Raw genomic sequence first — 11,661 nt, forward strand, 5'->3', positions numbered from 1 at the left:
ATATGTATTTTAAATAAAAAGATAAAAAGATATTAAAATTTTTATTTTTAATGTTTTTCTTTTAGTTTCTTTGTTAATATTGGGATAAATTGATATAAATCAGCAACTATTCCATAATCGGCGTTTTTGAATATAGGTGCTGTTTTATCATTGTTAACGGCTATAACCGTTTTTGCATCAGTTATTCCAGCTAAATGCTGTGGTGCCCCACTTATACCAAACATTAAGTATACTTTAGGAGCAACTTTCTTACCGCTTAAACCTACCCAATGATCTTCTGTTAACCATTTGAGGTCAGCAGCTATGGGTCTAGAACAACCTATTTGTGCACCCACTAATTCGGCTAGATCAAACGCAAGCTTTAGATCTTCTTTGCTCTTAAACCCTCTGCCAACACTTATTATAAATTCAGCTGCCTCTAGGTTAACTCCTCCTTTCACCTTTTCTTTCCTTTCCTTTATTACAACATTTGATGAATTTCCTACAGATAACTCCTCTATATTTCCATTATAATTGCCCTCAGATCTCTGAGTTTTTCTTGGTGATACCAAGAGAAGTAATGGCACTGATGCTTCTTCTGTTTCTATAGCTCTACCGCTCAAGAAACTTCTTTTATAAGTTACTTTAGAGCCAGATACATTAAAATCAAATATATCTGTTGCAAATGGAAGATCATAAATTCCTGCTAACCTTGAATATGCATCTTTAAGATTTTTACTAGTCATACCTATAACAAGTTTTGGATTAAACTTTTCATATAAATATTTGATAGCAAAGAATATGCTATTAGGATCATCTTCTTTAATTTTATATACCTTATTAAAATATTTTGTAAGCTTTTCTGCTTCACTATTTCCATAAGTCAAAGCAATGGGTTCTCCAACCTTTTTAGCAATAGTCAAAAGCTCAGATGCATCAATTTCCTTTTGAACAACAACCAATACATCTACCATATTCATCACCTTAATGCTTTAAAACACCTTCTTGTTCAAGTATATTTATTAATTTATCAGCAACTTCCTCTAAAGATTTACCTTCTATCATAGTTTGCTTTCTCTTGACTGCCAATACTTTAGCTTCTATTAACTTTTTCTTTTGCATTGTTACATTTTGCAATTCACTTATTTTTACAACATGCTGAGGTTTTTTAGATGCCATTCTAATTTGAATTAATGTAGGGGGTTTGGGGGAATTTATTTCCCTTGTTACACTAATTACTACAGGTAATTGAGTCTCTACTACTTCAACATAATCTTCTAAATCTCTTTCTGCAACAACTTTGTTACCGTTTAAATCAATTTTTCTTGCAAAACTGATATATGGTAAGTCTAATTTAGCAGCAACCCTACCTGCTACTTGACCAGAAAATCCATCTATTGTTGCTTCCCCTGTTAAAATGATATCTGGCTTTATATTAAATTTATTTAATATAGAAACGATAGCTGATGCTGTAGTTACTTGATCTCCTGGTGTTATAGCATCGTCTTCTAATAAAATGGCCTCATCTACTCCCTTGGCTAGGCCTTCTTGTATTGCCATCTTTATATCTTTATCCCTTTTTGCAATTGGTCCCCATGTCGATATCGTAATAGAATATATCTTACCTTTTAATATCTCTTTTAGCCTATTAGCCTCCTCAATAGCATTTCTATCAATATCTGAGAGCTTTAATGGAATATTATCAAAATCCACTCCACCATCTGGTAAAGATCTTATCATTTCTGGATTTAAGGCAGGCTTTATTAACACAACTATATCTCCCAATGTGCTCACCATTATTAAAATTTACTAGAGAGAATTAAAAATAAAAGCATATAAATCCTATAATATAAACTTATAATAAAAATAAAAAAGGTTTAAAAGGCAAATTTATAAACCTGAACGTGCTTTACCCCATTAATTTCTAATACTGAATCAGGATTTACTATACCTTCTTTTATTGCCATATCAACTATTTTACTCCCTGTTAATATTAAAATATCTGCAGATTTTAGATAAATTAATGCCTCTTCATCATCAACTAATTTGCTACCATAAAAATTTTGGTCAACATCTATTACAATTCCATCGCGTTGTTCAAATTTTTTACCAATTATTTCTTTATCTGCCATTGAAATCATAATTTCTCCAGTTTCTAAATTTATGATGTTGATATAGTAACTCATATTATTCACTTGCTATGTTTGTACTATCCTATCTTTAAATTCAGTAAATGGATGGACCAAAGGCTTTGATTTTATTTCTATAGGCCTTTTAGCAGGCGGATACTGAAGGTATCCTGGTAAAATCTTTTCAATCCTTGTATCCAAAGGTTCTACTGACATGTTTACATAGAATATCCCTAAGGGAATTTTATCTCCCCATTCAGTCATTTTATTCAGTATCTTTGGAGCTTTTGCATCAAAGTCTTCAGAAGAAGATACCAATGGATCCCATGAAGGATCTTCTGATGTCAGATAATATATTCTCTTCTCATACCATTCCTTCGTCATAATATCATTATATGTTGGACATGGCTGTAATATATCAATTAATGATGTCCCTTTGTGATTTATTGCTGCCTTTATAAGATCCTTTAATTGATCAACGTGATATGCATATGCCCTTGCTATAAATGTATATCCACTTGCAAAGGCTAGCAAGAGAGGGTTAACTTGAGATTGTATATTGGGTGAATCTAGCGCTTTTGTTTTTACCCATAACGGTAATGTTGGTGCGGCTTGGCCTTTAGTTAACCCATATACAGCATTATCATGTAATAATATTGCTATTTGCATATTTCTTCTCCCTAATGCAACGAAATGACCTGCACCTATACCTAAGAGATCTCCATCTCCGCTTGCAACAACGACTGTTTGTTCTGGGTTCGCCAGTTTTATACCTTCAGCAACAGGTATTGGTCTTCCATGTAATGTGTGTATGTTAGATGACTTCACGTAATAAGGAATTCTACTTGAACAGCCTATACCTGATACTATTGATACTTTTTCAGGGGGCAAATTTAATTCTGCAAATGCTTTTTGTACAGCTAACAATATACCGAAGTTACCACATGCTGGGCACCATTGTACCCAGGAATTCGTTTTATAATCAGACCAATTACGCGCCATCGCTAATCACCACCAAATCTTGTTTATTTTGAATTACAGACTTAAGAGCCCTATACAACTCATGCTCCATTATACTTCTACCAGTTAACTTAATAATCCTTTTCTTTATTTCGTATCCTGTATTCATCCTTATTAACATTGCTAGTTGTGATAAGGCGTTTGCCTCAACATCTATTACTAATTCTGAGGTATTCAATATATTAGATACATATTCTGAGGGGAATGGTGACATCATCCTTATTTGCAACAACCTTGTATTAATTCCTTCTTTTTTCAGGAGTTCCATAGCATCTAATATTGGGCCTTTAGCAGAACCCCAAGTAACTATCGTTATTTTTGCATCTTGGTCTCCATATAATGAAACTTTATCATTAATAGGTATTTCCTTGTTTGCATTTTCTATTTTCTTCGCTATCTTCAATAACATTTTTTCTCTAGTAATTGGATCTTCGGTAACAATACCATATTCATTATGTGTTAAACTGCTAACCCACATAAGCCTCTTTCCTAAGGGTGATCTTGGACTTACATAATCATCTGTTATTTCATATCTCTTATAGTCTTCGCCCTGATTATTATTAAATTTACCTCTATCAATTGGGACTAATTGTGGATCTACATCTTCTCTATCAAAGCTCATCATACTAGATGCAATATATTTATCTACCAAATGGATAACTGGTGTTTGATACTTTTCTGCCCAATTTAACGCCTTCATAGCATCATAGTAAGCCTCTATATGATCCCCACTTGCAATAACAATTTTAGGAGTGTCTCCATGTCCAGCGAAGACCGAATGTAAAAGATCTTGTTGTCCTTGTCTAGTTGCTTCTCCAGTACTTGGCCCTGCTCTCATCCAAACTGTAATAACAACTGGTACCTCTGCCATTACAGCAAAGCTAATCGCTTCGTTCATCAATGATAAGCCTGGACCACTGGTTGTAGTTGCAGTTCTTGCTCCAGCTAATGCGCCTCCAATAGCCATATTAAGCGCAGCTAATTCATCTTCAGCTTGAAATACTAATACACCTAATTTATCAACGCCAAGTTCTTTTGCTGCCCAATCATCCAATTTAAAGTGCCTATGCTCACCTAAATAAAATGCCTCATCTTGAGAAGGTGTTATTGGGTAATATGTTTCCAATGTTAGCCCTCCAGCCAGTTTTCCCATAGCAACTATATCATTTCCTGTTGCAACCATTCTAGTTCTGTTTTTATTTGGACCATCATCAATGGGTTTCCCTATACCAAAATTATCCTTTACGAAATCGTATGCTATCCTTGCAGCCATAACGTTGGAATCTATGATTGCTTTTCTCCCATAAAAATAATAATTAATAGATTTCTCGATTGTTTCTACATCAACGCCCAATAATGCGACTGAAGCTGCTATACTCATTGTATTAACTGTTTTCGCTACAGAAACTACATTTGTTTTAAGCTTTTCCGCAGTGGTCTTTAATAAATTCTTAAGGGGAAGTCCAACAGTTTTTATTCCATTATTAGACAAATATTTAATAACTTCAGATACAATAGGTTCAACTCCTAGTTTCTTTAATTCATTGCCAATCCTTTCCTTTACCTCAGGTTCCATAGGGGCTATTTTATCCATATTAGTATTAAGCACATCAATATCATAAATTATAAAACTGTTTGGTGAAACCTCATTATAATGGGTAAATATAGTTTCCGCATCTAACGCAATTAATCCATCAACTGGTAATCTAACGCTTCTCGGCCTTGTTTTTTTAATCCTTACATTATAATAACTATGAGCCCCCATAATATTACTATGATATTCTCTTATTCCAAATACATCATATCCTTTGATCATAAATGTTCTTACTAGCATTTGCCCCGAGGATTCTATTCCACCTCCTTGGGGTCCACCAATCATTACTGAAATATCGACGTCGTTCAATTTATAGCACCTCGTATAGTATATTAAAAAGACTTTTTATATATAATCATATTATTTTATAATAACATCTAAAGTAAATAAAAGCTAAACTATTGAAATTTTAAAAGATTAAATTTAATAACATATGAAATAATACTAATTATTATCAAAATTGCTATGATTTGATTTATTTTCCAAGAATGATTAATATTTATAACTTGTAAATTTAATGTGAAATAAGGAGAGGTTGAGGCTTACGAAACTACTAAACTATAAAGGTTTCAAGCTAATTTTATCTGTTATATTGGGATTAATAACATTTGCAGTGGGTATTAGCCTAGCTATAGCTCTAAAAAGGCCTTTATATTTATCTATTATACCAGCTTTAATGGTTGGTATATTAACTTACGTCTCTTCTGATGCTGCATCCAAGGAATTGATGAATTATGTCAATAATTTATATCAGAAAGTTAATGAACTTAGCGATGATATGGATTTTGATACAACACAGAATGAAGAAGAGACGGTAAGCAATGATGAAGAAGATTTATTTATTGTATACAATTTAATAAAAGGTATAGTAAAACAGATAAGTAAAGAAGCTAAAGACATTATTATTGAAATATATAAAGGAGACTTTGCTCTCGTGTATCCAGAGGTTAGCTTATTTGATGATGAAACTGATATAGATAATGAGATATCTTATGATTATCCTGAAGATGGATCAGATGCAAAATATCATAATGGCAAACTTATTATAAGAATGAGATATGAAGATTTCTATAACTTACTCTCTAGTTTAAAAAAAGGAGATGGAGAAGTAGCAGTTTTTTCTACGATAAACGAGCTAAGAACCCTATATAATATAACTAAAATAATTACTATAGCATTGCTTGATGAAGATTCAAACGAATTGACCTCTTATATAACATATAAAGCAATTATGTCTCTCAAAGAAAAAGGCATACTAAATATTTATGATAATATCATAGAAGAATTACCATTTGAAAGCAAGGATCTTAAGAAGAAAATTAAAGAACAAGTAAAAGAAGAAAGTGGAACATTATATTAAGGTGCATTAAATGGTTTTTTGTGCATCAGTTCCATACCATATTACCGCCTTATTTATACCAAAAATTAAGGAAGATCCGATTTATTCAGGTTCAATTGGGATTGGTATAGCAATTGAACCTAGACTAAAATTGTGTGTAGGAGAAGAAATAGATAATAATGGAATCCTTCCTTTAACTGCAAAAAACGTACTAGATAAGCTAAACATACATGAAAATTTTAATTTGAATATGCCTTTACCCATAAAGATTGGTTATGCGAGTAGTGCATCATCAACAATAGCGGCTGAACTAATAGGTTTTCTTTATGGAAAAACAAGCTATATTAAAGCCCTGCAAGAGGCCCATAAAATAGAAATCGAAAATAAAACTGGACTTGGTGATGTGTTAGCAATTTCATGTGGGATAGGAATAATATTAAGGAAAAAAGAAGGGGCCCCCGGAATTGGAGATGTTGACTGTATTTCTTTTCCAAAAGATATATCAATAGTTACGTTAGAATTTGGCTCTATGGAAACAAAAGAATTACTAAATAGCTATGATTCAAAAATTTTAAATGAATCCCAAAGAGTTTTAAATAAAATTGAAGAAAATTTTACTTTCGAAACTGTCTTATATGAAATTAAGGACTTTAGTGAAAAAACAAAAATGATAAATTTATTAAATCACAACGACGAAATATTGAAAACCCCAGGATTATTAAGCTATTATATAAAGAAAAAAATGATTGTATTATTAATAGAAAACAATAAAATAGAGGATGCATTGCATAAATTAAAAGGTATAGGTTTAAATTTAAGAATTTTGAGACCCTCATCACATGGACCGGAGGCTTGGCAAGAATGAATATAGAAGACATACCTAAAAACCATCCAAGATATCAATCATTGGTAACTAGAGAAAAATTAGTTGATTTTTTTAATAAAGGAATTGTGGTGGCACATGGGCTTGTTGCTCAAGGTAGAGGTGAAGCGTTTGATTATATATTGGGAGAAAAATCTCATGATTTTGCTTTAGATGCAGAGAAAGTTACTGTCGCATATTTATTATTATCACAATCACCCATCATCTCAGTAAATGGAAATTATGCAGCCCTCGCAGGAGAAGAAATAGTCGAGTTATCTAATAGCTTGAACGTTCCAATAGAAGTTAATCTATTTCATAGATCCGAAGAGAGAATTAAAAAAATTGAAAATTATTTAAAAGATATAGGAGCCAAAAATATTATGGGCAGCGAATGCAATAAAGTGAAATTACCTAATCTAGAAGGACCTAGAGGTATTGTATGTGAAAACGGAATTTATAAATCAGACTTTGTATTGCTAGCTATCGAGGATGGTGATAGAACCCAAGCTTTAAGAAATCTAGGAAAAACTGTTTCCGCTATAGATTTGAACCCATTTAGTAGAACAGCACAGGCCGCATCTATTACTATTGTTGATGAAGCAATTAGAGCAACTAAAAATATGATAGAGTTTAGTAAAGAATTATCCCAATTAAGTAGATGTGAATTACTAAAAATAACCTCGATGTATGATAATAAATCTATATTATCAAAGGCTTTCAATCAAATGTTTGTTAATCTAAAAAACGCATATGAAAAAGGAATCATTTTTAATTTATGACATTTATTTTGATATAAGACCATAAGTTTCAAAATATTTTAACATATGATATCAAACTAATCATTTAAAATGAATTATTCTTTAATAACATCCTTCGATATCAAGTAAAATACTTTTTACTTTTTATTAAATACTAATAAATTGTGAATAAAATGGAAATAGCTGCCATAATTTTAGCAGGTGGAAAGTCAACAAGGTTTGCTGAAGATAAATTAATATATCTATATAATAATAAGCCCATAATTTCTTATCCTATTAATGAATCCGAAAAAATTACTGATAACGTTTTCGTAGTTACAAATGACAAAGAGTATGAAAAATTAAGAAAAGTAATTAATGTTGAATTTATTTTCGATGATCCTTCTTTTAAGTGTGAAGGATCATCTAGAGGAATAGCCTCTGCGATAAAAGCTATAGATGCAAATTATTATCTAATCATGCCTGGTGACATTCCATGGATACATTATATTGCTTTAAAAAATCTTTTAGAATATGCTAAAAGAACACAATATTTGGTTTCCCCTATAATATATTCAGGTATAGTTTCCCCCTTATTTTTAGCATTTCCAAAAAGCTACAAAGATAATATATCCAGAATTTGTGATGAATATTCTGTTTTAGCATCAAGGCCAAGCAATTTCATAAGAGGAAATAAATCGTTATTGATAGGATCTTATCATCTTACTGACAATCCCAGGGTGTTCTATGATGTAGATACAAAATTAGATTTAACAACTCATACTAGAGGTTTGCCAAGAAAAATAGTTTACCTAGAATCTTATAAATACTTCATTGATGGTATTGAGAATTTAAAAAATGGAGAAAACGATGAAGCTTTTAAAGATTTTATAAATGAATCTAAGATCTATAAGATTAACAAGTTAAATTCATTAGAGCTCTCCTGCTTAATTGATGCATTTTTAATTAATAAAGATGAAAAAATACAAAAAAGAATAAACGTTTTGAGAAAGAAATTAGGAAGGAGACCAAAAGAATATTAATAAACTAATAAAATTTATAGAAACAATTTTCTTTAAAATAATGATGATCTTCCAATAGAAATTTCTTTGCTAGAAACTTTATAATTTTGTTATTAAAATATTTGAATTCATAAAACTATTAAAATAAATAAAATTATTTAAATCTTATCAACACATAGATATTGGACGATAACGATGAATATAAAGGGAATTATCAGTGATTTAGATGACACTCTAGCACAAACTCAAGCCCTTCATTTCAAGGCATGGGAAAATACTGCAGAAAAATTTGGAGTTAAAATTAATTTAAATAATAAAATTGATTTAAATAAATTTTGGGGGCTAAGAGATATTGATTTTTTAAAAGGCTTTGCAAAAGAAAAAAACATATCTTTAGATCAAAATCAAATAACATATATATTATCTGTTAAAAACGAAGAATACAAAAAATTGGTTTTATCATTAAAGCCTGATTATTGTACATTATATTTAATTAATATTATAAATAAATACAAACTAAAGTTTGCCATAGTTACTTCAAGCATGAGAAACGATGCATTAGCAGTACTAAATAGATTAAATATAAGGTACGATTTGCTTATAACAAGTGATGAAGTTAAAAATGTAAAACCTGATCCTGAACCTGTTAATTTAGCAATAAATGGGCTGAATTTATCTAGTAATGAGATAATAGCTGTCGGAGATAGCATTTTTGATGCAATCTCTTATAAAAAAGCTGGGTTAAGTAAAATCTTTTTATTAAATATAGATTATGAAGATACTATTAAAATATCATCATTGTGTGAATTATCTGATATTATCTCTAAAGAAATGACTTCTTAACAATTCTTTTGTTTCTAGTTACTCTTATTTCATGCAAAGCCTCTGCTGCTAATTTCATTGCATCTCTAGCTTTATTTGCTATCGCTATTCCAGCCTTTAGGTCATCTGTAGAAATCATTTTTGTGACTAGGTCTTCATAATTTGAATCGGGCAGAAGAACAAGTATGTTATCTCCGCCTAAATATTGGGCAACACCACCATTTCCCTGTGCTATAGAGTTAATTTTTTCTAGAATTTGTAAAATTTTACCATATGTTCTGAAGGTACCAATTTTTTGAGTAATTGGCGTTAAACCATTTAAATCTATATGACTTACAATTACAAATTCTTTTCCATTGCCAAAATGGCCCAATTTTCCTGGCTCTATGCTAGATATATGAGACCATGCATTATTTTCTGATTCTAATGGTGTGGTCCCTAAATCACTTGATAATCTAACTGCAACTGGGGACAATGAAGAAACAACTTCCAATATTTCCTTTTCCTCATCTTCAGTAAGATTGCTTGATATAATCGTCATATAATCATATCTTAATGGCAAGACAAACCCTCCAAATTTTGTTGCTATTCTTTGTGCTTCTTGATAAATTTTTGCTTGAGTTTCCTGTATTTTCCATTCCCTATCAGTGCCTATGGTTTCTGTCCATTCTCGATAACCTATCTGCTCTATTATTGATATTCTTATCATGTTTGACTCCCATATAAGTTCTTATCCTATAGTTAAAAGTTTTCCTTCATACTTAACCTCATCTAGCATTTTAGATCTTAATACTAATTTAACAGCTGCTTCTACAGCTCTTCTTGAATATTCTTCTGATCTCTCTAAAGCCTGCATTCTTGATGCTCCAGGCCCTATAATGCCTAAGGTGACAGGTTTACCATACTTTTCGCTTAAATCAATTAACATTCTAGCGGCTTGATTTGCTACTAATTCATCGTGTTTTGTTTCGCCTTGTATTACTGCTCCTAATACTGATACGGCATCGATATAATTGAGCCTTAATAACTTAGAAACTGCAAAGGGTGAATCATATACACCAGGTACTTTAAATACAATAGGAACCTCAGCATTCAAAAACCTTGCATGACTTATTGCTTTTTCTTCCATTATTTTTGTTATATCATAGTTGAACTCTGCAATTACTAGACCTAATCTTACGTTCATTTATTTCACCAGATAACTTTAGGTAATAGTTACTTATAAATATTGTTTAATTAAAAATTAATTATTATATTCCATCATTCTTTTTGCAAAAAATTGATTTTTTTTCATCAAAAACTCTATTGCTTCATCTAAAGGTTCATCAAACGGAACCTCGTATTTTAAAAAAACCCCAGTCTTTCCTATTTCTTTCCTTCTAGATAAAACCCTTTCCCTTTCTAACACTGTTTCTAACTTTATGTTTAATATTCTAGATACTTCAGATTCCCTCCCAAATATAGGATATTCAATATGACCGAAGTCTGTAGGAATAATCAATTTTAATTCTTTATTTACTCCCGGAACTCTTTTATTTAATAATATCTCATTTTTACTTATCTTCCCTCCCCATCCATAAAACTCCAATTCATTGTTGTTGAGCTTAGCTAGGGGAAAACTGATAACTTCTTTATAATCGCTATCTATATAATAGTAAGCCTTTGGAGCATAATTTGGAGTTGCTTGAATAATTTCTTTGTTATATATCTTGTATCCTTTGTTTTCTAGAATATATTCCAACTTATAAGATTGGATAGAGCCTAGAATAAAAATATCAATATCACTATTTTCCCTTACATCCCCTCTAGCTACACTTCCTATAACTATTATCGATTCTCCTAATTCTTTCAAAGAATCCAATATTTCTAATGATCTTAACCTTTTCTTTTTAAATATACGCCATCTATATTCATCGTAATGAACTTCTTGGCCTAAATTCTCATGATTAATTTTATCAAAACTATTGTTCATGAATTACACCTTAACTTATTATAATAAAATAATCTAATAACATTTTAAAATTTAATAGACTATAAATTACAATTATAGCAAAGCTCATTACCATTGTATTATTTTCTCCATGCATTAAGCTGCTTTTCATCATTTCCATTCAATAAAAATAGTTAAAAATTAATGCTTAAAAAATTATCTCA

At 30.8% G+C, this 11,661-nt stretch carries 13 protein-coding genes; 5 read left to right on the forward strand and 8 right to left on the reverse strand.

The window, feature by feature from the left end; all coding sequences use genetic code 11:
* Positions 1-47 precede the first annotated feature (47 nt).
* From CALAG_RS01595 to CALAG_RS01615, 5 genes are all read right to left on the reverse strand, one after another.
* The gene (locus tag CALAG_RS01595; protein WP_015232003.1) at positions 48-953 is read right to left on the reverse strand and encodes an electron transfer flavoprotein subunit alpha/FixB family protein; all 906 of its coding nucleotides are present in this window, start codon (positions 951-953) and stop codon (positions 48-50) included.
* A gap of 10 nt (positions 954-963) precedes the next feature.
* Positions 964-1,773 carry an electron transfer flavoprotein subunit beta/FixA family protein gene (locus tag CALAG_RS01600; RefSeq protein ID WP_015232004.1) on the reverse strand — a complete coding sequence of 270 codons (810 nt, stop codon included), beginning with the start codon at positions 1,771-1,773 and terminating at the stop codon, positions 964-966.
* A gap of 83 nt (positions 1,774-1,856) precedes the next feature.
* On the reverse strand, positions 1,857-2,165 hold the full coding sequence (locus CALAG_RS01605; RefSeq protein WP_015232005.1) for a DUF424 domain-containing protein: 309 nt from the start codon (positions 2,163-2,165) through the stop codon (positions 1,857-1,859).
* Between the two features lie 12 nt (positions 2,166-2,177).
* Positions 2,178-3,110 carry a 2-oxoacid:ferredoxin oxidoreductase subunit beta gene (locus CALAG_RS01610; RefSeq protein WP_015232006.1) on the reverse strand — a complete coding sequence of 311 codons (933 nt, stop codon included), beginning with the start codon at positions 3,108-3,110 and terminating at the stop codon, positions 2,178-2,180.
* On the reverse strand, positions 3,100-5,031 hold the full coding sequence (locus CALAG_RS01615) for a 2-oxoacid:ferredoxin oxidoreductase subunit alpha (RefSeq protein WP_015232007.1): 1,932 nt from the start codon (positions 5,029-5,031) through the stop codon (positions 3,100-3,102). Before CALAG_RS01615 ends, CALAG_RS01610 begins: the two co-directional genes overlap by 11 nt.
* A 226-nt stretch (positions 5,032-5,257) precedes the next feature.
* Here CALAG_RS01615 and CALAG_RS01620 point away from each other — a divergent pair, with 226 nt between their 5' ends.
* From CALAG_RS01620 to CALAG_RS01640, 5 genes are all read left to right on the forward strand, one after another.
* A complete protein-coding gene (locus tag CALAG_RS01620) occupies positions 5,258-6,082 on the forward strand; it encodes a hypothetical protein (RefSeq protein WP_015232008.1) in 825 nt (274 codons plus the stop codon).
* A gap of 10 nt (positions 6,083-6,092) precedes the next feature.
* The gene (locus CALAG_RS01625) at positions 6,093-6,926 is read left to right on the forward strand and encodes a pantoate kinase (protein ID WP_015232009.1); all 834 of its coding nucleotides are present in this window, start codon (positions 6,093-6,095) and stop codon (positions 6,924-6,926) included.
* Complete coding sequence (locus CALAG_RS01630; protein ID WP_015232010.1) at positions 6,923-7,705, forward strand: phosphopantothenate/pantothenate synthetase; 783 nt, start codon at positions 6,923-6,925, stop codon at positions 7,703-7,705. Before CALAG_RS01625 ends, CALAG_RS01630 begins: the two co-directional genes overlap by 4 nt.
* 152 nt (positions 7,706-7,857) lie before the next feature.
* Positions 7,858-8,706, forward strand: coding sequence for a molybdenum cofactor guanylyltransferase (mobA, locus tag CALAG_RS01635; protein ID WP_048816671.1), 849 nt, complete (start codon positions 7,858-7,860; stop codon positions 8,704-8,706).
* 174 nt (positions 8,707-8,880) lie between these two features.
* On the forward strand, positions 8,881-9,528 hold the full coding sequence (locus CALAG_RS01640) for an HAD family hydrolase (protein ID WP_015232012.1): 648 nt from the start codon (positions 8,881-8,883) through the stop codon (positions 9,526-9,528).
* On the opposite strand, the gene CALAG_RS01645 is transcribed toward CALAG_RS01640, so the two are convergent.
* The 3 genes from CALAG_RS01645 to CALAG_RS01655 are packed head-to-tail and all read right to left on the reverse strand — an operon-like array spanning position 9,509 to position 11,479.
* Positions 9,509-10,216 (reverse strand): GTP cyclohydrolase IIa, encoded by a 708-nt coding sequence (locus CALAG_RS01645; RefSeq protein ID WP_015232013.1) that lies wholly within the window; start codon positions 10,214-10,216, stop codon positions 9,509-9,511. The two genes, CALAG_RS01640 and CALAG_RS01645, sit on opposite strands and share 20 nt — an antisense overlap.
* A 21-nt stretch (positions 10,217-10,237) precedes the next feature.
* The gene (ribH, locus tag CALAG_RS01650) at positions 10,238-10,693 is read right to left on the reverse strand and encodes a 6,7-dimethyl-8-ribityllumazine synthase (RefSeq protein ID WP_015232014.1); all 456 of its coding nucleotides are present in this window, start codon (positions 10,691-10,693) and stop codon (positions 10,238-10,240) included.
* 57 nt (positions 10,694-10,750) lie between these two features.
* Positions 10,751-11,479: a nucleotidyltransferase domain-containing protein gene (locus CALAG_RS01655; RefSeq protein WP_015232015.1), complete on the reverse strand. Its 729-nt coding sequence runs from the start codon at positions 11,477-11,479 to the stop codon at positions 10,751-10,753.
* Positions 11,480-11,661: the final 182 nt, after the last annotated feature.

Origin of the sequence: Caldisphaera lagunensis DSM 15908, from assembly GCF_000317795.1 — an archaeon.
In the GTDB taxonomy this organism is placed as follows: domain Archaea; phylum Thermoproteota; class Thermoprotei_A; order Sulfolobales; family Acidilobaceae; genus Caldisphaera; species Caldisphaera lagunensis.